Origin of the sequence: Rahnella bonaserana, from assembly GCF_019049675.1 — a bacterium.
GTDB classification, from domain to species: Bacteria; Pseudomonadota; Gammaproteobacteria; order Enterobacterales; family Enterobacteriaceae; genus Rahnella; species Rahnella bonaserana.
The window spans coordinates 573,066-597,567 of the sequence record NZ_JAFMOW010000068.1 but is presented as its reverse complement, the minus strand read 5'-3'; the positions used below and the strand labels follow the sequence as shown (position 1 = coordinate 597,567).

The 24,502-nt window shown below is 53.3% G+C and carries 18 protein-coding genes; 14 read left to right on the top strand and 4 right to left on the bottom strand.

Going from position 1 to position 24,502, the window contains the following annotated elements:
- Positions 1–24: 24 nt before the first annotated feature.
- A complete protein-coding gene (locus tag J1778_RS24370; protein WP_217175326.1) occupies positions 25–306 on the bottom strand; it encodes a putative hemolysin in 282 nt (93 codons plus the stop codon).
- 239 nt (positions 307–545) lie between these two features.
- Between J1778_RS24370 and J1778_RS24365 the strand changes: the two genes are divergently transcribed.
- Together J1778_RS24365 and nifJ are read left to right on the top strand one after the other, a co-directional pair.
- Positions 546–1,202: an MgtC/SapB family protein gene (locus J1778_RS24365; protein WP_217175325.1), complete on the top strand. Its 657-nt coding sequence runs from the start codon at positions 546–548 to the stop codon at positions 1,200–1,202.
- A 242-nt stretch (positions 1,203–1,444) separates the two neighbouring features.
- Positions 1,445–4,975 (top strand): pyruvate:ferredoxin (flavodoxin) oxidoreductase, encoded by a 3,531-nt coding sequence (gene nifJ / locus J1778_RS24360; RefSeq protein WP_217175381.1) that lies wholly within the window; start codon positions 1,445–1,447, stop codon positions 4,973–4,975.
- 319 nt (positions 4,976–5,294) lie between these two features.
- Here the strand turns inward: nifJ and J1778_RS24355 are convergent, their stop codons facing one another.
- From J1778_RS24355 to ascF, 3 genes are all read right to left on the bottom strand, one after another.
- Positions 5,295–6,374: a glycoside hydrolase 5 family protein gene (locus J1778_RS24355; protein WP_217175324.1), complete on the bottom strand. Its 1,080-nt coding sequence runs from the start codon at positions 6,372–6,374 to the stop codon at positions 5,295–5,297.
- 369 nt (positions 6,375–6,743) lie between these two features.
- Positions 6,744–8,174, bottom strand: a complete 1,431-nt coding sequence (locus tag J1778_RS24350; RefSeq protein WP_217175323.1) for a 6-phospho-beta-glucosidase — start codon at positions 8,172–8,174, stop codon at positions 6,744–6,746.
- A gap of 20 nt (positions 8,175–8,194) precedes the next feature.
- Positions 8,195–9,664, bottom strand: a complete 1,470-nt coding sequence (gene ascF, locus J1778_RS24345) for a PTS cellobiose/arbutin/salicin transporter subunit IIBC (protein ID WP_217175322.1) — start codon at positions 9,662–9,664, stop codon at positions 8,195–8,197.
- Positions 9,665–9,957: 293 nt separating this feature from the next.
- On the opposite strand from ascF, the gene J1778_RS24340 reads away from it, so the two are divergent.
- From J1778_RS24340 to J1778_RS24285, 12 genes are all read left to right on the top strand, one after another.
- The gene (locus J1778_RS24340) at positions 9,958–10,980 is read left to right on the top strand and encodes a LacI family DNA-binding transcriptional regulator (RefSeq protein WP_217175321.1); all 1,023 of its coding nucleotides are present in this window, start codon (positions 9,958–9,960) and stop codon (positions 10,978–10,980) included.
- 102 nt (positions 10,981–11,082) lie between these two features.
- Positions 11,083–13,167 (top strand): T6SS effector phospholipase Tle3 domain-containing protein, encoded by a 2,085-nt coding sequence (locus J1778_RS24335; protein ID WP_217175320.1) that lies wholly within the window; start codon positions 11,083–11,085, stop codon positions 13,165–13,167.
- A 10-nt stretch (positions 13,168–13,177) separates the two neighbouring features.
- Positions 13,178–13,924, top strand: a complete 747-nt coding sequence (locus tag J1778_RS24330; RefSeq protein ID WP_217175319.1) for a T6SS immunity protein Tli3 family protein — start codon at positions 13,178–13,180, stop codon at positions 13,922–13,924.
- The gene (locus J1778_RS24325; RefSeq protein ID WP_217175318.1) at positions 13,921–14,670 is read left to right on the top strand and encodes a T6SS immunity protein Tli3 family protein; all 750 of its coding nucleotides are present in this window, start codon (positions 13,921–13,923) and stop codon (positions 14,668–14,670) included. The genes J1778_RS24330 and J1778_RS24325 overlap by 4 nt, the downstream gene beginning before the upstream one ends.
- A 169-nt stretch (positions 14,671–14,839) precedes the next feature.
- A complete protein-coding gene (locus tag J1778_RS24320; protein ID WP_217175317.1) occupies positions 14,840–15,067 on the top strand; it encodes a hypothetical protein in 228 nt (75 codons plus the stop codon).
- Between the two features lie 347 nt (positions 15,068–15,414).
- Positions 15,415–17,499, top strand: coding sequence for a putative bifunctional diguanylate cyclase/phosphodiesterase (locus J1778_RS24315; protein WP_217175316.1), 2,085 nt, complete (start codon positions 15,415–15,417; stop codon positions 17,497–17,499).
- Between the two features lie 776 nt (positions 17,500–18,275).
- Positions 18,276–19,010, top strand: coding sequence for a FadR/GntR family transcriptional regulator (locus J1778_RS24310; protein WP_217175315.1), 735 nt, complete (start codon positions 18,276–18,278; stop codon positions 19,008–19,010).
- Entirely contained in the window at positions 19,003–20,025 is a 1,023-nt protein-coding gene (locus J1778_RS24305; RefSeq protein ID WP_217175314.1) for an ABC transporter ATP-binding protein, read from the top strand. The genes J1778_RS24310 and J1778_RS24305 overlap by 8 nt, the downstream gene beginning before the upstream one ends.
- A complete protein-coding gene (locus J1778_RS24300) occupies positions 20,022–21,137 on the top strand; it encodes an ABC transporter ATP-binding protein (RefSeq protein WP_217175313.1) in 1,116 nt (371 codons plus the stop codon). The genes J1778_RS24305 and J1778_RS24300 overlap by 4 nt, the downstream gene beginning before the upstream one ends.
- Positions 21,134–22,651 carry an ABC transporter substrate-binding protein gene (locus J1778_RS24295; protein ID WP_217175312.1) on the top strand — a complete coding sequence of 506 codons (1,518 nt, stop codon included), beginning with the start codon at positions 21,134–21,136 and terminating at the stop codon, positions 22,649–22,651. The genes J1778_RS24300 and J1778_RS24295 overlap by 4 nt, the downstream gene beginning before the upstream one ends.
- Positions 22,652–22,668: 17 nt before the next feature.
- Positions 22,669–23,613 carry an ABC transporter permease gene (locus J1778_RS24290; RefSeq protein ID WP_217175311.1) on the top strand — a complete coding sequence of 315 codons (945 nt, stop codon included), beginning with the start codon at positions 22,669–22,671 and terminating at the stop codon, positions 23,611–23,613.
- Between the two features lies 1 nt (position 23,614).
- Positions 23,615–24,490, top strand: a complete 876-nt coding sequence (locus tag J1778_RS24285; protein ID WP_217175310.1) for an ABC transporter permease — start codon at positions 23,615–23,617, stop codon at positions 24,488–24,490.
- Positions 24,491–24,502: the final 12 nt, after the last annotated feature.

The window sequence follows — 24,502 nt, the reverse complement described above, 5'->3', positions numbered from 1 at the left end:
GCCAAACTGTAGTTTGGCGTTTTATCAGGCTTTACAGAGTCCCTGCATCAGCGCACCTTCAGAGCACTGACGGCCATTGGACATCGAACACATGCCGACACGGCTGCCATCAAGCTGCGGTGCCATACGTAACTGTCCTCCCGCCATAGAACAGGCTGCATAAGCCGGGCTGTCCATATTAACGGCACGCTGTCCGATATTAACGCTGTTGCCTTTTTGCACAACATCAGCCGGGTCGTCGTGGCTGCTGCATGCGGCTAACACCAGCACACCCGTGGCCAGTAACACGCGAAACGCAGTGATCATCTGTCCTGCTCCTGAATATGACGGGGAATATTTTCGAACCGCCATCATATCCGACGTATTTCATCGCCGTCGAGCCCTCCGGAGAAATAACATCAACTTTTTCCTAAAAAAATGGGGTATTTAAACACTCAGACACATTTTATTTCGTCTGGTTATTTCTTTGGCTAATAAAATTAACGGTTATTAACCTCTTTTCCGTCTACATACACTGGAAAATATAATCAACAAGGAGCCTTTTTATGCTGACAGATTTTCTCCTGCGTATTGCCCTCGCCGGCGCGCTGGGCGGCTTAATCGGTATTGAGCGTCAGTTGCGCGCTAAAGAAGCCGGATTACGCACTCATATTCTGGTGGGTATCGGCAGCGCAATGTTTATGATTGTGTCGAAATACGGTTTCGCCGATATCCTGATGCAAACCCACGTGAGCTTCGACCCCAGCCGTGTCGCCGCGCAGGTCGTGAGCGGGATGGGTTTCCTCGGTGCCGGGACCATCATTATTCAAAAACAGATCGTGAAAGGCTTAACCACTGCCGCGGGTTTATGGGTCACCGCCGCCATTGGTCTGGTGATTGGTAGCGGGTTGTACGAAATCGGTATATATGGTGCTTTCATGACTTTAATTGTGCTGGAGGTCTTTCGTCAGATCAGCAATCACTGGGTCGGGCATCACCATTTAATTGAAATACGTCTGATGCCGGAAAGCGTGCCGGCGGTGTTATTAGCGTTGCAGAAAATGCGTATTCGTCCCGGCCATATCAAAGTGAATCAGCGCGACGAAGATGAAAGCAAATGTGAACTGGTTCTGGATGTGATCCTGCGTCCGAAACAAAGCGTGGATAAATTGTATGAGGCGCTGATGTCGGTGAAAGGAATAAAACGTATCGATATTAATTAATCCCGGTTTCATTTACACATCCTTCCTATTTGCCCGCTGCTGACGTTGTGTTTTCTGGCAGCGGCTAATAAAAATCCATACCCTGCTGGTCATGGCGTAACAGGTTCAAAATTCGAGCGAAATAGCCCTGCACACAATCAGGATAAATCGATTAATCCGCCCTCTGCTAAGCTTTTAACATTCTCGCCAGCAGAACGAATTTCCTGCTGGCCGCTATTGTGAGCAACGCAAAAGGGTATTCCATGATCACCACTGACGGTAACAACGCAGTCGCTTCCGTGGCTTATCGCACTAACGAAGTGATTGCCATCTACCCGATCACACCAAGTTCCACCATGGCCGAAATTGCCGGTGCGTGGTCAGGCGAAGGAAAGCAAAATCTGTGGGGCGACGTCCCGACGGTAATGGAAATGCAGTCCGAAGCCGGAGCGATTTCTACCGTTCACGGCGCATTGCAGACCGGTGCGTTGTCGACCTCTTTCACCTCGTCGCAGGGTCTGTTACTGATGATCCCGACGCTGTACAAACTGGCCGGTGAACTGACGCCGTTCGTGCTGCACGTTGCAGCACGCACCGTTGCGACCCATGCGCTGTCGATTTTTGGCGATCATTCCGATGTGATGGCCGTGCGCCAGACCGGTTGCGCCCTGCTCTCTGCCGCCAGCGTGCAGGAAGCGCAGGATTTCGCGCTGATTTCTCAGGTCGCCAGCCTCAACAGCCGCGTGCCGTTTATTCATTTCTTCGACGGTTTCCGTACCTCACACGAAATCAACAAAATTGCCCCGCTGAGCGATGACACGCTCCAGCAAATGTTGCCGCAGGCGCAGATTGACGCGCACCGTGCCCGCGCCCTTTCGCCTGACCATCCGGTGATCCGCGGAACGTCGGCCAATCCGGATACCTATTTCCAGTCGCGCGAAGCCACCAATCCTTATTACAACGCCACCTGCCAGCACGTTATCGACGCCATGAATGCGTTTGCGGCCCTGACCGGTCGCGAATATAAGCCGTTCGAATATGTCGGCGATCCCCAGGCTGAACGGGTGATTGTGCTGATGGGTTCCGGCATCGGCACCGCCGAAGAAGTGATTGAAACCCTGAATGCGCGCGGTGAGAAAGTCGGCGTGCTGAAAGTGCGTCTGTACCGTCCTTTCAGCGCGGAACATATGTTATCCGTGCTGCCGCACACGGTGAAAAGTATTGCGGTGCTCGATCGCACCAAGGAACCGGGCGCGCTGGCCGAGCCATTATATCTCGACGTGATGACCGCGCTGGCAGAAGCCTATAGCCGTGGTGAACGTGATTCACTGCCAAAAGTGACCGGCGGACGTTACGGGCTATCTTCGAAAGAGTTTGGCCCTGACTGTGTAATGTCGATATTCCGCGAACTGTCACTCAGCCAGCCGCGTCCGCGCTTCACTGTCGGTATTTATGACGACGTAACCGGCCTTTCGCTGCCGGTGGTGGAAGAAGATTTACCGCAGCACGCTTCGCTCGAAGCCCTGTTCTACGGGCTGGGCAGCGACGGTTCCGTGTCTGCCACCAAGAACAACATCAAGATCATCGGCAACAGCACCCCGATGTATGCGCAGGGGTATTTTGTATACGACTCGAAAAAGGCCGGTGGTCTGACGGTGTCGCATCTGCGCGTCAGCGAAAAGCCGATCAAATCTGCGTATCTGGTCAGCCAGGCGCATTTTGTCGCCTGTCATCAGTGGCAGTTTATCGACTTGTATCAGATGGCAGAACGTCTGCGTCCGGGCGGCATTTTCCTGCTCAATACGCCGTTCAGCGCTGATGAAGTCTGGGCGCGTTTACCGCTGGAAGTTCAGGCAACGCTTATCCAGCGTGAAGCCCGTTTCTATGTGATCAACGCCGCCAAAATTGCCCGTGAGTGCAAACTCGGCGCACGTATTAATACCGTCATGCAGATGGCGTTTTTCCACCTGACGCAGATCCTGCCGGGCGAACAGGCACTCGCCGAGTTGCAGGGCGCGATTGCCCGCAGCTACAGCAGCAAAGGCGAGGAAATCGTCACCCGCAACTGGATGGCGCTGGCCGCCACACTGGAAGAACTGGTTTCAGTGCCGTTACAGGCTATCCCGGAAAATCCACGCAAGCGCCCGCCGATTGTTTCCGACGCTGCGCCGGATTTTGTCAAAACCGTCACCGCCACCATGCTGGCCGGTCTTGGCGATGCGCTGCCGGTTTCCGCCTTCCCGCCGGACGGCACCTGGCCGACAGGCACCACGCAATGGGAAAAGCGCAACATTGCCGAAGAAGTGCCGATCTGGAAGCCGGATTTATGTACTCAGTGCAACCACTGTGTCGCGGCTTGCCCGCATTCCGCGATCCGCGCCAAAGTGGTTCAGCCGGAGTTTATGCAAGACGCGCCGTCTGCACTGCAATCTCTGGATGTGAAATCCCGCGACATGCGCGGCCAGAAATACGTGTTGCAGGTTGCCCCTGAAGACTGCACCGGCTGTAATCTGTGCGTGGAAGTGTGTCCGGCGAAAGATCGTCAGGATCCGTCCATTAAAGCCATTAACATGGCTGACCGTATCGAACATCTGGAAGAAGAACGCGCCAACTATGACTTCTTCCTGAAACTGCCGGAAATTGATAAAACCACGCTGGAACGCATCGATATCCGTACGTCTCAGCTGATCACGCCGCTGTTTGAATATTCCGGTGCCTGCTCCGGTTGTGGCGAAACGCCCTACATCAAACTGCTGACCCAGCTGTACGGCGATCGTTTGCTGATTGCCAACGCCACCGGCTGTTCGTCAATTTATGGCGGCAACCTGCCTTCAACGCCGTACACCACCAACGCAGAGGGCCGCGGTCCGGCCTGGGCAAACTCGTTGTTTGAAGATAACGCTGAATTCGGGCTGGGCTTCCGTCTGACCGTTGATCAGCATCGTCGTCGCGTGCTGCGTTTAGTTGCGTCGCTGGAAGAACATATTCCGGCTGAGGTTTTAGGAGGCCTGCGCGATGAAACGTCCACGCCGGAAGTGAAACGCGAACATGTCACGGCGCTGCGCAAAATTCTGGCAGATATTGATACGCCGGATGCACGTCAGCTGGCAACCGACGCCGATTATCTGGTGGATAAATCCATCTGGCTGATTGGCGGCGATGGCTGGGCGTATGACATCGGTTTCGGTGGGCTGGATCACGTACTGAGTCTGACGGAAAACGTCAACGTGCTGGTGCTCGATACCCAGTGTTATTCCAACACCGGCGGCCAGCAGTCGAAGGCGACGCCGCTTGGCGCGGTGACCAAATTTGCCGAACAGGGCAAACGGAAATCCCGCAAGGATCTGGGCGTCAGCATGATGATGTACGGTCATGTGTATGTGGCACAGATTTCGCTGGGCGCGCAGCTGAACCAGACCGTTAAAGCCATTCAGGAAGCCGAAGCGTATCCGGGGCCGTCGCTGATTATCGCGTACAGCCCGTGCGAGGAGCACGGTTACGATCTGGCGCTCAGCCATGACCAGATGAAACAGCTGACCACCACCGGTTTCTGGCCGTTATACCGCTTCGATCCACGTCGCGTGGAAGAAGGCAAACCGGCACTGGCACTGGATTCAAGGCCGCCTTCCAGCGGTCTGACGGATACGCTTAACAATGAGCAACGCTTCCGTCGCCTGAATTCCCAGCAGCCCGAAGTCGCGGAAATGTTGTATGCCGCTGCAGAGAAAGAGTTGCAGCAAAAATATGACTTCTTAGCCATGCTGGCCGGAAAAAAAGCAGAGCCGGAGTCTTAAAACTGAAGCGCGGCCGCCCTTACCGGGCGGCTTTTTTCATCGTAAAGCGACCTGTGCGAGTTTTGCGGAAATCACAGGTAAACTTTCTTTAATTACATAACGCGATTTCTCAGGCCAAATTCCTAAAGGGTACTAACATCGTTCCGGGAGCACGACTCTCGTTCCAAAACTAAATTTTAGTGATGATTCACTGGCCTTCGCTCGCGAAGGCTTTTTTTTATAATTTCTGCATTAAGCGATAGCAATGACCAGACCAGACATAAGACGCGTATCGCCTGTTGAAGAACTTAACGCAGTGTATAAATCACTACCCTGAGCGTTATTTCATTCGTGTTAAACGGCGGACCAGATCCATTTCAGCACGACGGAACGGAATGCCATATTCATCCAGCACATCATGAAACCACAGATGCGCATAATCTTGATTGCCTTTACGCACTGAGGGCCACGGCAGCGTGGTCTGCGTTTTACCGCGTACTAATCCCCACTGATAACAGCCCGCATTGAATGCGCTGAACAGCGGCAGTTGTTCCTCAAACACGCTGCCGACGTGGCGCGCCAGCCATTCCGTACACAGCACCGGACGGTCGTATTTCTGCCAGAAACGCAGCGCCTGCAAAAGTTTCGGCGTGGCGACGTAGGCGTGGAAACTGATGATATCGGAAAGTTTTGCTGCCTCGACATCAATGGGATGGGTGAAGAACTCGCTTTCCGGTTCATCAGGATCCTGCGAGACATGCCAGGCACAGACAGTCAGCGGCTGTTGTGGATCTTCCTCCCGCGCCCAGACAAACGCCTTTTGCATCAGTTCCAGCGCAAAGACTTCGAGTTTTTCGTCGTACAGCACTTCCTCAAGCCCGGTGGCGAAGGTGCCACGGTTACCCGGCTCATTATATAAATCCCAGATGGCGATACGTTTATCGGTGCGGAAATAACGGATAATATCGCGCACATAACGCTCCACTTCCGGCCACATATCGCGGTTACACACCACATCGCGCCCCGGACTGGCTGCCGCCTGGCTGTTATGTTTACCCGGTTCCGGCGCTTTTTGCGGTCCGGGGAACGGTTCGTCACCGGAGAACCCGCAGTCATCCATCAGCGTCAGCATCACGTTAATCTGATGACGGGCGGCAATCGCCAGAAACTCGTCAATGCGCGCCAGCAGGCCGTCGCGGTCATCCTGCCAGACAATAAACGGCAGATTGATCCGCAGCTGGTTGTAACCTGCCTCATGCGCCCAGCCGAGTTCCTGATCGATAGTTGGCGCATCAAAAGTGTCGCGCTGCCAGAGTTCCGTCCAGTTCACCGCCGTACGTGGCAGATAGTTAAATCCACAAATCCAGCCTTGTTGCTGGCTCCACGCGGATGCCTGCTCCCTGCTCCACTGCTGTTTCATTCATCACTCCTGATATTAACTGCATTAAATGACATGTTTAGCTGTCTTTTATTCTCTGCAGAGAATGGCTGCAAATTACTTGCTCAGGTTATGGAGTTAAGATCACACTCTTTTTACCTGATTTGCGAAGCCATCAGGAAATGTTAATGCAGTGACGAAGTAAGAAATTAAAACAGAGAGAATGGATAAACTGGAAAGAGAAAAATCAGATTAGATACAATGGGATAATTATATTTCATGTTTGTTACGGGAAATAATAATATTAATCACCATCAATAATGACGAAAATGAACTCCGTAAATAAGATGAATAATTAATGCGTTCCGATTAAAGGGAATATCTGATATGCAGATATTCCCCTTTGCACAATCAGCCGAGATCCACACCATTACTGGCAATGACTTTCTTGTACCAGTAAAACGATTTTTTTCTCTTTCTTTCCAGCGTGCCGTTCCCGGCATCATCGCGGTCAACGTAAACAAAGCCGTAGCGCTTGCTCATTTCACCGGTCGAAGCGGAAACCAGATCGATACACCCCCACGAGGTGTAGCCGATCAGCGGCACGCCGTCAGTGATCGCCTCACCCATCGCGCGAATGTGTTCGCGCAGATAGCTGATGCGGTAATCGTCGTTGATTTCGCCTTGCGCGTTAATGTCATCTTTCGCGCCGAGGCCATTTTCCACCAGGAAAAGGGGTTTCTGATAGCGGTCGTACATCATGTTCATGGTGATGCGCAGGCCAAGCGGATCGATTCCCCAGCCCCATTCACTGGCTTCGATATACGGGTTTTTCAGCGATTTGACGATATTGGCCGCGCTGCTGTTGTTGTCATTCATGTCTGCTGACGCGCAGCGTGACGCGTAATAACTAAAGGAAACGAAATCGACGGTATTTCTCAGGATTTCACTGTCGCCCGGTTCCGTCACCACGTTAACGCCCTTCTCCGCAAAGACGCGCCGGGTGTAGGTCGGGTATTCTCCGCGGGCCTGAACGTCGATGAAGAACAGGTTTTCGCGATCCTTTTGCAATGCTGCCCAGACGTCCGCAGGTTTACAGGTTTGCGGGTAGAAGTTCCCGCCCGCCAGCATACAACCCACCTGATTTTGCGGGTTCACTTCATGGGCGATTTTGGTCGCTAAAGCGCTGGCGACCAGCTCATGATGCGCCGCCTGATATTTCACCTGCTCCTGATTTTCGCCTTCTTCAAACACTAAACCGGCACCGGAGAACGGGCTGTGCAGCAGAATATTAATCTCGTTAAACGTCAGCCAGTATTTCACCAGTCCGTCGAACGCTTCGAAACAGGTGCGCGCATAACGGGCGAAAAACTCGACCATTTTACGGTTACGCCAAGACCCGTATTCGATCACCAGATGCATCGGCACATCGAAATGGCACAGCGTGACCAGCGGTTCGATGCCGTACTTTTTGCATTCCGCAAACACATCACGGTAAAACGCGATGCCTTCCGCGTTCGGCGTCAGTTCATCACCGTTGGGATAAAGCCGGCTCCAGGCAATCGAGGTCCTGAATACCGTAAAGCCCATTTCCGCCATCAGTGCGATGTCTTCTTTATAACGATGGTAGAAATCAATCGCCTGATGCGCCGGATAAAACTCGTCGCTTTTAAATGAGAAACGTTTTTCCTGACCGGTTTTAACAGCCAGACGGTGCGCGCCGTGCGGGATCATATCGACCGTGGTCAGGCCTTTGCCGCCTTCAAAACTGCCGCCCTCGGCCTGGTTAGCGGCAATCGCGCCGCCCCATAAAAAACCGTCAGGAAATGCTGAAGCTGCCATGAGAAATCCTCTCCTTTAATTTATTTAACTGCGCTCTGCGAAACCGCAAAGGCGGCGGAAGCCGTTGATTCAGGTGCTATATTTTTTGGCACCACGGTTTCCACCGGAATATCTTCAAATCCAAGTAACAGCGTGGTGAAGAAGGAAATCACCACCGCGAGGATCATTACACCCGCTACCCAGACGATGCTCATCGGGTTCGACGGGTCAAAGAACTGTACGCTGGTAAACAGCCCCGGTGACGCCATCGAATGGCTGGCAAGTCCGCCTAATCCGGCCACACCGCCGCAAATGAAACCACTGATTAAACAGGCGATCAGCGGACGTTTCAGGCGCAGCGCCACGCCGTAAAGCGCGGGTTCTGAAATCCCGGCAACAATCGCCGACGCCGCTGCGGCCAGTGCGGTCTGACGCAGTTCAGGGTTTTTGGTCCGCCAGGCCACCGCCAGCGAAGAACCGCCCAGCGACAGGTTCGCGCCAATTTCTGATGGCATCACCATGCCCTCTTTACCGGTTTCAGCGATGGTCTGAATAATGGTTGGCGTGAACACGCGGTGCATGCCGGTCATCACCAGCAGCGGCCAGGCCGCGCCCATAATGGCGACCGAAAGCCAGCCCAGATAACTGTGAACGGTATACACCACCGCTGAAATCCCGGTACCGATCCAGATACCCAGCGGGCCAATCAGCATGATGGCAATCGGTGCCGCAATCAGCATGATCAGCATCGGTTTGAGGAAGTTTTTGGTCACTACCGGCGTGATACGATCAACCCATTTTTCGATGTACGACAGCAGCCAGGTCATGCATAACGCGGGAATAACCGTGTAAGTGTATTTCACCGCCGTCACCGAAATACCGATAAATTCGACTTTCTGCCCCTGCGCGGCTTTCGCCATTAAATCGATAAAGGCCGGATGGACGAGGATCCCGGCAATAGCAATCGCCAGCGACATATTGGTTTTAAATTTTACCGCCGCCGATGCCGCTACCATCACCGGCAGGAAGAAGAACGCCCCGTCGCCGATGGTGTTGAGGATAATCAGCGTCGATGCCCCCTTGTCGAACACACCGGTCATATCCAGGATCATCGCCAGCAGTTTCACCATCGAGCCACCGATAATCGCCGGGATCAGCGGTGACATGGTGCCGATCAGTGCATCAAGAATGCCGGAGCCAATGCGTTTGAGCGTGATTTTGCCTTTGGCCGGCGCGTCATCACTGGCCGCTGCAAAGCCGTCCGGCAGCAATTTCAGCACTTCAGCGTAGGCCTGAGAAACGTTATTACCGATGATCACCTGGCACTGTTTTTCATTGCGCACCACACCCATCACGCCGGTAATGGCTTTCAGCGTGGCGGTATCAACGGCAGATTCGTCATTCAGCACGAAGCGCAGACGTGTCATGCAGTGCGTCACTGCGGCTACGTTCTCTGCCCCACCGATTGCCGCGACGATCGACTGTGATATTGCTGCAAAATTTTTAGACATGAGTAACAACTCTCTCGGATTCATAGGGTTATGAATGTTCTTCAGAAGCCCTGGCCTCTGGGAAACCGCTTTTTTTTGAAACGTTATGCTTTTTTGTGTAATGCTGTGAAACGGTAGGTAACCGGTTTCATACGAGAATGTGCAGTTCTATTCATGACTTCAATAAAAATCTGCAACGCTGTTTTATTTTTGTGATGGCGATCTCCCGCTGACGTTCAGCCGGGCTGAATTCATCGCAAAACGCAGGGAATGTGTAGAATGGCAGATAATTTTTCTTTTTTTGGGTGCGGCTGATGTCAACAATGCAGGACGTGGCTAATAAAGCAGGAGTTTCCAAAGCCACCGTTTCCCGAGTGCTTTCCGGTAAGGGATATGTGAGCCAGGAAACCAAAGATCAGGTGTTTAAAGCGATTGAAGAAGCCGGCTACAGGCCGAATCTGCTGGCACGAAATCTGGCAACCAGCAAGTCAATGTGCATCGGACTGGTGGTCACCAATACCCTGTATAACGGCAATTATTTCAGTGAGTTAATCTCACAGGCCGCCAAAAAACTCGATGCCAACGGACGTCAGCTGATCCTGGTCGATGGCAAACACAGCGCTGAAGAAGAACGTGAAGCCATTCAGTTTCTGCATGATTTGCGCTGCGACGGAATTATTATTTATCCGCGCTTTTTATCTGTCGATGAAATGGATGACATCATCGATAAATATAATAAGCCGGTAATGGTAGTGAACCGTAAATTACGAAAACATCAGAGCCACTGTATTTATTGCGATCACAAAGGTTCAGGTCTTCAGTCCACCAGAGCACTGATTGAGCGTGGTCATCGTAATATTGCTTTTATCACCGGCTCGATGGATTCCCCGACCGCGATTGAACGCCTGTCAGGTTATAAAGAGGCGCTGTCGGCAGCCGGTTTACCGGTAAATGATGCGCTGATTATTCCCGGAAAATGGACACCCGCCAGCGGAGCCGCCGCCGTGGAAGCCCTGCTTGCGGGCGGTCAGACGTTCAGCGCCATTCTGGCCAGTAACGATGACATGGCGATCGGCGCGATGAAGAAACTGAACGAGGCCGGAATTGCCGTCCCTGCCGATGTTTCGGTGATCGGGTTTGATAATATCCCGACCGCGCCGTTTCTTATTCCGGCGCTGTCGAGCGTGAAAGATCCGGTCAGCGATATGGTCAGCGAAGTCATCAGCCAGATTATTTCCATGCTCGATGGCGGCTATTTGTCCGACCAGAATAAGTTTGTATCAGAACTTATTTTGCGGGAATCAGTGACGAGCGGACCTTATCTTAAACCGCGCTGACGTGGTAGACTCACACCGTTAATTTATTGTTTTAACAAAATTATTATTGAAATTACTTATAGGGAATAGTTATTCAAACTGCTGTTTAGATGGAGTTAAACGATGAGTGAAATGATTCACAAAAATATTCGCAATCCAAAGTTTTTATCAGAGGATGATATTTGTCGCCCTGTCAGTGCAGGCGCAATGACAATTCAAAACTGTGCCGTTATGCGCCCGCTTCCTTGCATTGTGATTCTGGTTCACGGCGTGAATGATGTCGGTGAGGCTTACCAGGATCAGGATACCGGCATCTGTGCCGGGCTGAATACCCGGCTGGGGCGTCAGGATCTTCATCCGCATGAATGGAAAACGCACGAATTCATGATTTCCGACGCCGATGACAATGTCGCGAAGCTCACCTGTAGCGTGCAGGATCACACCTGTATCGGGGTCGCTAACCGCTCACCGGTGATCCCGTTTTACTGGGGTTATAAACCGGTCGACCATGAAACCTGGGAGCAGGATCAGAAGCAATACCGAAAAGACTTACTCGAAAAATATAATAACGCTGACCTGCCTTACGATACCTACCGTGAAAATGACGCAGTCAAAATTCGACAACACGACAACCAGAATATCGACAATCTCAATAACTGGCTTGATCTGACATCCGCCAAAGGCGGCGGCACTTTTGCAAATGCCACCACCTGCATTCCTGATATGTTTGGTCCCGGTGCATCCGGCCGTATTTTAGAAGCCGTCGGGTTATTCAAATCCCGCAGTGATCTCGAAAATCACGGTGACTGGAGTCATCCGATTTATGAAAATCCGCACCGGATTTATCAGGCTTATGCCGCACGCCGCCTGGCCGATCTGATTTTAGATATAAGACAAAATCCGTTAACCCAGAATGACACAATTAATATTGTTGCCCACAGTCAGGGCACGATTATTACCATGCTGGCCAATATGTGGGTGCAGGCTGAAGGCGCAGCGCCTGCCGACTGCGTAGTACTCAATCATTCACCCTATGCGCTGGAGAACCGCTGGCTGGAAAACGCCATGCCCGGAAATCAGCAAACCCGTCAGGGACGGCAAAAAACGCTGAGCAATTTTTGCCGGCTTATGTCACAGAACCCTCTGTACCAGCCGGGAGCAACCTCTCATGACAGTGCCTATCTTCAGCAATTGCACGACATCGGCTGTATTTCATTAAATAAATCACTGTGGAACGACCCGCTTTATAACCGCAATAATTTCGGCAAGGTATATAACTATTTCTGCCCTAACGATCAGGTCGTGTCCATGTCACCCATTCAGGGATTCGGCTGGCGTGGGATCCCTGACAAAATCAAAGCTCAGTCAGGCGATAACCTCTATCAGCGTGTTTTCTGTAAAGACGTCGTCGTGGGCGATAAGACAGCGTTTCATTTTGAGATGCCTGCGCGTCAATCTGATGATTCCGCAGATACCGGTTATTCATTTACCGACGTCACCGTCAATGCCCCGGTTTTACCCGATCCGTTTGTCTTTAAGCTGATGGCACAGGGCAAAGGTTATAAGGCGGCACTGAGCGGTAACGATCCTAAAATTGCTAAATCCGCGATGAAAGCTGAACGGTTCCCTGCCGAATGTATTGATGTACCCGCCTCCGCACAATTTCAATATCTGGATAATGGTGTGGCGCTGAATGAAGCCCAGCTGGAAGAGCTGAGAAGCCAATATCCCTGGGATATTGTCAGCGGTATTTATCATGAACTTAATGGTTATTTCCGCCAGCTTGTACTGTTACGCCGGATGACAGATAAAGAACTGGACCGTGCAATAAAAATGGATACCACGTTCAGTCAGCACTCCTCCATTGTAACCAATATTGAAGTGGCGCAGAAATCTACCGCGTTTGATCTGGCCATCGGGCAATGTCAGGCATTTGAATATCAGGAGTTCTGGGAAGGATTGTTATTAAAAGCTGACTGGCGTCGTGAAATGAATCCGGATCCCAATGTGAAGGCTTATTATCGGGATGGGCTTTTACCCTTCGATGATATAAAAAAATTTATGAATCACCCGGAACTCCCTAAGGGTATGCCACTTGGTGAACTTGGTGTAATGAATGACTACGGAGCCCGGGAAAAACCCAATGTTCTCTGTACGGGGACTACCAATGTATTGCAATGGGAAATGCCAAAACCTTTGCTTGTATAGGGAAATAATAATGAAGCGATTAAAAGTATGGGAGTTAATGCTGGCTATCAGTTCAATAACAGGCTGTGATGCAACACCGACAACTCCGCCAACACAGGTTGTTTATCGGTTTGATGACCACCGTTATCTGGAATTAACGGGATACCACTGCCAGGGTGGCTTGCGCTATATAGATTCTCAAAGGGGTATTCAACACCAGATTTATGATGTTGACACTGGCTACAGAATCTTCATCCCTAAATTTACTCATCCTTCGCAACGTTATATTGCAATACCATCTTATGAATCTGGGGGCTTCGCTATTTCAAAGGACTTTGGTCACACATGGGATGCGGCACGTTTCGCCCCCGGCACCGGCGCAGTCCAGTACGGAGCTGATGGCCCGCAACGCGAAGAAATTGAATCCATCACTGTCGTCAACGATCAGGGCTATGTGCTGACCAAACAGGGCGACCTTTATATGAGTTCAAAGCCCTTTGATGACCCACGGCTTGAACCCGGTGGAAGTGGCATTGATTATACATTCACCAACAGCCGCGGGCAGGCTCAAACTAATCATATCAGGCCAGGATATGGGGGTGGAAAATGGGGTGAAAATTATGTTTCATGGAATTCATTGCAGGGTACACCACCCAGAACCATTTTCGCTTACCGAACGAATTTCCAGAACATCCCCAACAAAGTGCCTGAGGTGAAAAATTACACCGGCTGGGATCGTATGCGGTGTGATCCGGATTTGGGGTTGCCAGCAAAATGAAGCTCTCCCAAAATCTGTTCATCCTGTCTGGTCTATTAGTGATGACGGCTTGTGATACAGCGGCCGCAGCCCCACCCACGCAAATCGTCTACCGGTTTGACGCTCACCGTTATCTCGAACTGGAAGGAAATCATTGCGAAGGCGCGTTGTGGTACATCGACATAACAAGAAATATACGGACTGAAGTGGTCCATCGTGACAACCCAATATTTCGGATTTCATTTTTTAAATTTGTCCATCCCTCTGAAAAATACATTGCGATTCCCTGGGATGACTTGTCTGGTTTCTTGATTTCAAAAGATTATGGCCGCACATGGGAGGGATCACGTTTCGCCCCCGGCTCCGGCGCAGTCCAGTACGGAGCTGATGGCCCGCAACGCGAAGAAATTGAATCCATCACCGTCGTCAACGATCAGGGCTATGTGCTGACCAAACAGGGCGATCTTTATATGAGTTCAAAGCCCTTTGACGATCCCCGGCTTGAACCCGGTGGAAGTGGCATTGATTATACCGTTGCAAACAGCCGTGGACAGATGCAAACCCATCATATCCGCCCCGGATATGGCGGCGGTAAATGGGGCAATGAATACGTTTCGTGGAACTCATTCGCCGGACCAAAACACTGGACCATCGATACTTACAGAGCCAATTTCCAGAACATCCCCAACAAAGTGCCTGAGGTGAAAAATTACACCGGCTGGGATCGTATGCGGTGTGATCCGGATTTGGGGTTGCCAGCAAAATGACGCGTGGGGGAATGTTCCCCCGGCACGTCCTTAAGCTTTCCGTAAACGTGGTTTAAATTACCCGTTAAACACCACCGATTAAGCCTTTTCCGAATTGTCGTTTATCCCTTTGCCCTGCATTGTGCGCGTGAACATGATCCACCGTCATGACGGGACACAGGAAACAAAAATGAAAAAATCTGGAATGGTTGTTCTTTGCGCAGCACTGCTGGCTGCGAGTGTCAGCGCCTTTGCTGAAGGCCCGCGTCAGCCGCCGGTTAAAGAGCCGCAGTTGGTACATAAAACGCACAAGCCGGTTGTTCATCATCAGCCTGCGCATCACAAAGCTAAACCGGTGCCGGTTCATCACAAGGTGAAACCAAAGCCGGAGATGAATAAGCCCGAACATCGCGGCTAAACAATTTCATGACAAGCCGCACACTGTTGCGGCTTTTTTGCATGCTGATTAAACACGTGTAACGCCTGAACGTTGTGTGCCTTTTTATTAAAGTTACTTCCCCGTCTGCCGATAACTCCCGTGCTATTTAAAACCCAAAGAGTGAATTGCACTTAAGGCCGATCTTTTTGCTAAATATGCTTAAATTTAAGCACGTTAGAAGCAAAATTTGACGAAGTAAGAATTATCTTATGCTAACGTTTCATCCGCACATCACAGCAAAAATGCGTCGGGACAGGCGCACTATTTAGCCGGACTTTGATACGGAAGGATCCCCGTAAAGGCGGCAGGCTAGCAGGCAAAATAAAATGAGCGAAGATTCTGATGTATTGTATCGGTTGCTGGTTCAGCGCGTGGAAGACTACGCGATTTACATGCTTAAACCCGATGGCATTATTGCGAACTGGAATGCCGGTGCGCAGCGGGCAAAAGGGTATACGCCTGAAGAAGTAGTCGGAAAACATTTCTCGTGTTTTTACACCGAAGAAGACCGCAAAAGCGGCTGGCCGCAGCACGGCCTGGAAACGGCGCGCGAAACGGGCCGATACGAATCCGAAGGCTGGCGACAGCGCAAAGATGGTTCCCTCTTCTGGGCGCATATCATTATTGAAGCGTTGCGTGAGGCCGGTGAAATCATAGGTTTCGCCAAGATCACCCGCGATGTCACTGAGCGTCGTGAAGCCGAACAGGCGTTACTGCAGGCCAAAGAACTGGCTGAAACCAACAGTGAACAACTGGCCTCCCTCTCGCAATTTCTGAATACGGTCATCGCCAATATTCCGTCATCCGTCATTGTTGAGAATGCGGTTTCCCGCGAGATCTTACTGGTTAACCGTCAGGCAGAACGTTTACTGGGCATTTCACGTGAAAAAATGCTCGGTAAACGTCCGCAGGATTGCATGGGCGTCGGACTGAGCACTTTTATCAATAAGCAGTCGGACGAATGCCTGCGCGCGGAAGGCGTTCACCGCAGCGAACAGCAGTTGCTGACCGCCATCGGCGACCGCACGTTACAGACCACCAGTTCGGTGATCCGCGGCAACGATCCGCAGACCAGTTACGTGATGATGATCGCCGACGACGTGACCGACCAGCAGGCCGCGCATGCCCGGATTCATCACATGGCGCATCACGATAATCTGACCAGTCTGCCGAACCGTATTCTGTTTAGCCAGCGTCTGAGCGAAGCGTTGCAGCGTGACAGTTATACCCACAGCCACACCGCCACGCTGTGTCTGGATCTCGATAACTTCAAAAACGTCAACGACGCACTGGGCCATCAGATTGGTGATGAACTGCTGCGCGCTATTTCCAAACGCCTGCGCATGACGCTGCGTGATGACGATACGCTCGCGCGCATTGGCGGCGATGAATTTGCCGTGGTGCTGCCGGGGCTGAAAGACATTTCAGCGGCGCATCAGATTTCCAAACGACTGATTGAATCAGTGCGCCCGCCCGTGATCATCGACGGTCATTCGCTGTCTGTCGGTCTGAGCATTGGTATTGCGCTGGCAGATTCGGCAGAAAATACCCCGGATCAGTTGTTGCGTTGCGCAGATATGGCGCTGTACGAAGCCAAACGTAACGGCCGTAACCGCTACGAAGATTTCCGTCTCGAAATGGATGCCGCCGCCCGCAAACGCCGCGTGGTGGAAATGGATTTACGCGATGCAATTACCTGCAATCAGCTGCGTCTTTATTATCAGCCGATCACCGACGCGCGTCATGATGCCGTCATCGGATATGAAGCGCTGATGCGCTGGCAGCATCCGGAAAACGGGCTGATTATGCCGGTCGATTTCATTCCGATTGCGGAAGAAACGGGGCTGATCCACAGTCTTGGCTCATTTGCCTTGCACGAGGCCTGCCGCGAAGCCACCACCTGGAAAGGCAATCAGACTGTTGCGGTAAACCTTTCGCCGATCCAGTTTAAAAACAGCGGGCTGGTGTCTGTGGTGGAATCTGCGCTGGAAGCTTCGGGGCTGGATCCATCGCGTCTGGAAGTGGAAATCACCGAATCGGTGTTGCTCGACAATACGCTGGGCAACATCAGCATCCTGCGCAAACTGAAGGCGCTCGGCGTGCGTATTGCACTGGACGATTTCGGCACCGGCTATTCATCACTGAGTTATCTGCGTTCGTTCCCGTTCGACAAAATCAAAATCGACCGGTCGTTCATTAATGATATGCAGGACAGTCGCGAAGCACTGGCGATCATCCGGGCAATCACCGGCATGAGCCGCAGTCTGGACATTCAGACCACGGCAGAAGGTGTGGAAACCGACGAGCAGTTCCGGCGTCTGAAAGAAGAAGGTTGTACGTTGTTTCAGGGATATTTCTTCGGACGGCCTCAGCCCTCAGAGTCAAGACTGGTTGGGTTTGCACCCCTCTGATGATAGGTATTAGACAGGGGTTTTGTCGGGGATGATCGGGGGATAAGCGACGTATAACGCTGTTAATTCTGACGATAGCCACAAACAAAGACCGTGGGTTGCCACCCACACTGGCCCTAAGAGGCGCCTGTCGCCGCGCCTCTTAGGAATCTCCGGCTCTTTCACTGCGCGCTCCGCTCGCTGGCTATGTTTCAGGTATTTCAGCGACAGGCTGGAAATCTTGCCGCTTCGCGATTCCTTCACTCGGTCCTGGAGCCTCTGGTCTCCAGGCCGCTCCGTTCAGCAAGATTTCTGAATCGCCCGCACGATCTTAAATTCAGGGGCGGATTATTTAGGGTTTTGCCCTGCACGCTTCTCTGCGAAAACCTCACCAGCACTCACGATCTTGCAGAAGAAACCACTGCCCGCGTCCTCTCCGGCCTGCGAATTATTCCTTAATACCCCGCCCGACCCTTTCCTTCTTTGGTGAAGCAACGATATAGCGAACCATTAGCTAAGTTATTCCGCTTATTTGATCTACTTCTCATACCGAGAAATCACGCACCATTACGATCCGTTAACATTATTTTAACGCACTACACTTGTGCATATCAGCGAATTATCAACACCTTATAAGCTGTAAAACGTTCTATCCTTTGAAGCGGGTGATTTTTTATACATTTGAAATTAAAAACAAATCCTCCGTTTTGCACAACTTTCTCATGAACCATTACAAAATTGGTTCGGAAAATGCAAAGGACTGACTAACGATTTAATTCCCAGCGGGAAACTGAAATATGACAACACACTCCGTGGCGCAATCTCCTTCTAACGGCACCTCGAATTCAGCACTGGAGCAGCTGCGCCATCTGATACAGCAGCATCCGGATCAGACTCAGCCACTGCCGGCAGAACGCGATCTGATGCAGAGGTTTGATGTTGGCCGCCGTGAAATCCGTCGTGCGCTGGATGTGCTGGAAGAAGAAGGCCGCGTGTGGCGCAAGCAGGGAAAAGGCACGTTTATCGGCCCGAACGGTCCTGCGCAGCCGCTGAGTTTGCAGGCATTACCTAAACAATCGAACTTGCAGGAAGTAATGGAAGCACGTTTGCAGCTCGAACCGGGGCTGGCGAAATATGCCGCACTGCGCGCCACGCCGGAACAGATACAGCTGATGCGACGTTTGCTGGACAAAGTGAAAACCATGTCGCGCGGCGATCCGGATCAGATTGAACTGTGGGACAGCGCATTTCACCGCGCGATTGCCGATGCCGCCGGTAACCGGTTGTTACTCGGATTGTTCGATGCGGTCGATGCCATCCGCCGTGACCCGAGCTGGCTGGCGGTGCGTAACGCCGCACGAAATCAGGAGCGCCTGAACCGTTACGACGATCACCACGAGCGCATCGTAGAACACATTGCCGCACGCCAGCCGAAAGAGGCCGCCAGAGTCATGCGCGAGCACCTTCTGGCACTGCAACAGGCGTTTCTTTCCACCCTGAATGATGATGACGAGGATTTTACTGATGACTGACCCGGCCGGACCCGTCACGCCGCTGTTACACATCAACGACCTGCGGGTGCAGTTTTCCGGTTCCCCCGCGACCGTGCTCGATGGCATTTCCTTGCAGCTGGAAGCCGGAAAAACGCTGGCGCTGGTCGGGGAATCCGGTTGCGGCAAAAGCGTGACGTCGCTGGCGCTGATGGGATTATTGCCCGCCAGTGCCAGCGTGTTGCAGGGCGATATCCGCCTTAATGACACCTCGCTGCTCGGACTGTCCGAGCGTCAGTATGCCGACCTGCGCGGTCAGGAACTGGCAATGATTTTTCAGGAACCAATGACCTCGCTCAATCCGGCGCTGACACTCGGCGATCAGCTGGCTGAAGCGGTAATACGCCATCAGGGTGCGGATAAAAAACAGGCGCGGATGCAGGCACTTGAAATCCTGAAAAAGGTGCAAATCCCTGCACCGGAATTGCGGATGGACGCGTATCCGCACCAGCTTTCCGGCGGTATGCGCCAGCGCGTGATGATTGCGATGGCGCTGATCAACCGTCCGCAACTGCTGATTGCCGATGAACCGACCACCGCGCTGGACGTCACCATTCAGGCGCAGATCCTCGCCCTGCTCAACCGCATCCAGCAGGAAACCGGCAGCGCATTGTTGCTGATCACCCATGACCTCGGCGTGGTGGCGGAAGTCGCCGACAGCGTGGCGGTGATGTATGCCGGACAGATCGTTGAACAGGGACTGGTGGACGATATTTTCAATAATCCGCAGCACCCTTACACCATCGGGCTGATGGGATCGATGCCGTCGCTGGCCTCGCGCCAGGGCGCGCTTTCCACCATTCCCGGCGCTGTGCCGCTGCCGAAAGATATGCCGAAAGGCTGCCGCTTTTCGACGCGCTGTCCGTTTGCCGATGTGCGCTGCCATCAGGAACGACCGGCCTTGCGCCCGCTGCATCAGTCCTCACACCAGGTCGCCTGTTTCTTTGCGCCGCTGGAAAACTATTTTACGTTGTCCGCCGAAGGAGCCTGCGCATGAGCCTCGCACCCCGCCCCATTCTGGAAGCCGCCGGACTGACCAAAGTCTTCAAAGGCCCTTCGACGCTGTTTACTAAACCCAAAATCGTGCAGGCGGTGGATCGCGTTTCGCTGCGCGTCTGGCATGGCGAAACGCTGGCGATTGTCGGCGAATCAGGTTCGGGCAAATCGACCCTTGGCCGCCTGTTATTGCAGTTGCTCAGCGCGACCGACGGGGACGTGTTTTATGAAGGCGAAAACCTGAAACAGTTTTCGGCTGACCAGATGAAAAAACTACGCCGCGACCTGCAAATCATTTTTCAGGATCCCTTTGCCTCGCTCAACCCGCGCATGACGGTAGAAGAAATCGTCGGCGAGCCGCTGTGGCTGCACAACATCGTCAGCGGCAAAGCGGACCGTCAGGCAAAAGTGCGCGAACTGCTGACGACCGTCGGCCTGCCCGCCGCATTCAGTCACCGTTATCCGCATGAGTTTTCCGGCGGTCAGCGCCAGCGTATCGGCATTGCGCGTGCGCTGGCGTCATCGCCAAAACTGCTGCTGGGCGATGAGCCGGTTTCTGCGCTCGATGTGTCAGTGCAGGCGCAGGTAGTCAATCTGCTGGAAAATCTTAAACAGCAGTTTGGCCTGACGATGATCGTCGTCGCGCACGGTCTGGCGGTGATCCGCCATATGAGTGACCGCGTGGCGGTGATGTACCTCGGGCAAATCGTCGAACTCGCCAGCACCGATGACATTTTCGACCAGCCGCTGCATCCCTATACCCAGGCGCTGATTGCCTCCGCGCCACAGCTCGCGCCGGGGGTGAAACGTCCGGTGCCACTGCTGCAGGGCGATATGCCCAATCCGGCCAATATGCCCACCGGCTGCCGTTTCCATACCCGCTGCGCCTACGCCACCGACGAATGTCGACTGGTTGAACCTCAACTTGAAACCGTTACTGATAACCGCATGGTGGCCTGCCACCGCTGGAGCGAACTGCAACGCGACCGCACCTCGGTGCTGGTTCCGCCGCCGTCCGCTGCTTTCACCTTACGGCGTGCGCTGTTTGAACAAGCAAGCCAGACGCGGCTTTCACTTTCCATCCCAACCTCAACCCAGGGAACCCGACCATGAGATTTGCACCCCGCTTAACCGCCTGCCTTCCGGCCTTAATGTTGCTGACATCTGCGGGCCTTGCCCATGCGGAAAGTACCCTGCGTATCGGCCTTGGCAGTGATCCTGACATGCTGGATCCGGCCACGGCGCGCACCTATTACGGGCGTTTCGTGTTCAGCGCCATGTGCGAACGCCTGGTGGATGTCGATCAGCATCTGCAAATCGTACCGGGTCTGGCGAAAGACTGGGCCTACAGCGAAGACGGTAAAACGCTGACCATGAATTTGCGTGAAGGCGTGACTTTCCAGGATGGCGAAAAATTCGATGCGCAGTCGGTCAAATACAACATCGAACGCTATCTGACGCTGCCGGGTTCTTTGCGTAAAAGTGAGCTGTCCTCGGTTGAATCCGTGGAAGTCACCGCGCCCTACACCGTGGTTTTCCATCTGAAAACGGCGGATGCCGCGCTGCTGATGCAACTGACTGACCGCGCGGGCACCATGATGGCGCCGGAGGCGACCGCGAAAGGCAACGTGGCGGCGCATCCGGTCTGTTCCGGCCCGTACGAATTCGTCAGCCGCGTTCAGCAGGACCGCATCGTGCTGAAACGGTTTGAAAATTACTGGAATAAAGCGGCCTATCACTTCGATAAAGTGGTGTTCCTGCCGATCCCGGATGCGTCCGTACGCCTCGCTAACCTGCGCGCGGGTGATTTAGATCTCACCGAAGGTATTGCCGCCAGTGATACCGCCACGGTGAAAGCCGACAGTAATCTGCAACTGGCCAGCACCACCGGTCTGGGGTACATGGGGCTGACGATTAACATCGCCAACGGCACCGCCAATACCAATACTCCGCTGGCGAAAGATGCCCGTGTGCGCCAGGCGCTGTCGCTGGCAATTGACCGCGACGCACTGAATCAGGTGGTGTTCCAGGGGCAGTACACGCCGGCGAATCAGGCCTTCTCGCCTGCCAGCCCGTATCACGCTGACATTCCGGTGCCAAAACGCGATATCGAAAAGGCCAAAGCGCTGCTGGCCGAAGCCGGTGTGAAAACGCCGCTGACCATTGATTTCCTGGTCGCCAATAACCCGACCTCCCAGCAGGTTGCGCAGGTGCTTCAGGCGATGGTCAGCGAAGCGGGCATTAACCTGAATCTGCAAATGACTGAATACGCCACGCTGCTGGATCGCCAGCAAAGCGGTGAATTCAAAATGAGCATGTCCGGCTGGTCAGGACGCCCGGATCCGGACGGCAATATTTTCTCGTTCCTCAACACCAAAGGTGGCCTGAACGACGGCAAATACAGCAATCCGCAGGTCGATCAGTGGTTGCAGGAAGCCCGTCTGACCAGCGATGTGGAGAAGCGTAAAGCCCTCTACAAACAGGTCGTCGTCCAGGAAAACCTCGACGATCCGCTGGTGTATCTGTACTTCGAACCGCGCATTTTCGGTATTAACAAGAAAGTGACCGGTTTCGTGCCTTACGCCGACGGGCTGATCCGTTTGCAGGGTCTGGCGCTGAACAAGTAATTGCCTGAGGAAAGACGATGTTAGAACTGGTGGTGAAACGGCTGATTTCAGCCATACCGACGCTGTTTCTGGTCACGCTGATGGTCTTCTCCCTGCAGAAATTACTGCCGGGCGATCCGATCACCGCGATGGCCGGCGAGGAACGGGATCCGGCGGTAATTGCGCAGTTACGCGAGCAATATCATCTGAATGACCCGATCCCCAGCCAGTATTTCCACTGGGTCGGCAACGCACTGCGCGGTGATTTCGGCACCTCGTTGCGCACACAGGAACCGGTATTACAGCTGATTGCCAGCAAACTGCCGGTGACGCTGGAACTGTCGCTGCTGGCAATGATTGTCGCACTGGTCATCGGCATCACCATGGGCGTGCTGGCGGCGGTCAACAAAGGCACCTGGATAGATAACGGCACTAATTTTCTGGCGCTGTCGGGGATTTCGATCCCCCATTTCTGGCTGGGTGTGCTGCTGATTATGCTGTTCTCAGTGAAACTGCACTGGCTTCCGGCGTCCGGTTACGTGCCTTTCTCAGAAGACCCGCTGCAAAACCTGAAAACCATGTTGCTGCCTGCAGCGGTGCTCGGTACCGGACTTTCTGCCACACTGATGCGCCACACCCGTGCGGCGATGATCGCGGTGCTGAAAGCCGATTACATCCGTACCGCGCGCGCCAAAGGGCTTCTGCCGAAAAAAGTGATCATGAAACATGCGCTGCGCAATGCGCTGGTGCCGATCATCACCCTGACGACGTTGCTGTTCGGCGAACTGCTGGGCGGCGCGGTGCTTAGCGAGCAGGTTTTCACCATTCCGGGCTTTGGCAAAATGATTGTCGATTCAGTGTTTAACCGTGATTACGCCGTGGTTCAGGGCGTGGTGATGGTGGTTGCGGTCGGTTTTCTGCTGATGAATCTGCTGGCCGACGTGCTGTATGTGCTGGTCAACCCACGTATGCGGAGAGCCTGAGATGAGCGTTTCTGTGATTTCCGTGACAACGTCACTTCCTGCACGCGAACCCAGCCGCGTGCTGCGCAAATTTTTGCGTAATAAAAGTGCGGTGACTGGCGCGGTACTGGTCGTCACCTTCGCCTTGCTGGCTTTACTTGCGCCGTGGATTTCACCCTTTGATCCGATTAAGGCCGATTTCATGGCCGTGCGTAAAGCGCCATCCGCCCTGCACTGGCTGGGTACCGACGAACTGGGCCGCGACATTTTATCGCGCCTGTTCTGGGGGGCGCGCACCTCGCTGATGGCAGGTTGTGTGTCGGTGATGATTGCGATTGTGATTGGCGTGCCGCTCGGCCTTATTGCGGGTTTCTGGCAGGGCTGGCTGGACAGCGTGATTTCACGCGTGGTGGAAGCATTGCTGTCATGTCCGTTTCTGGTGCTGGCGATTGCGCTGGGTGCATTTCTCGGCCCGAGCCTCGGCAATGCAATGATCGCCATCGGTCTTTCTGCGATGCCGATTTTCGCCCGCCTGACGCGAGCGCAGGTGATGAGTATCCGCAATGAGGAATATATCGAAGGCGCGCGGGCGATTGGTCTGCCCGACCGCTGGATCCTCTGGCGCTATGTGCTGCCGAACGTGCTGTCACCGATTCTGGTGCAGGCAACACTGGCCATTGCCTCGGCGATCATCACCGAAGCGAGCCTGTCGTTTCTCGGCCTCGGTCAGCAACCACCGGACGCGTCCTGGGGGGCGATGCTCAATACTGCACGCAGCTTCCTCGAGCAGTCGCCGTGGATGTCGATTTTTCCCGGTCTGGCGATTTTCCTGACCGTACAGGGTTTCAATTTGCTGGGTGACGGGCTGCGTGATGCGCTCGATCCGCGTTCTGAATAAAACATTTGCCGC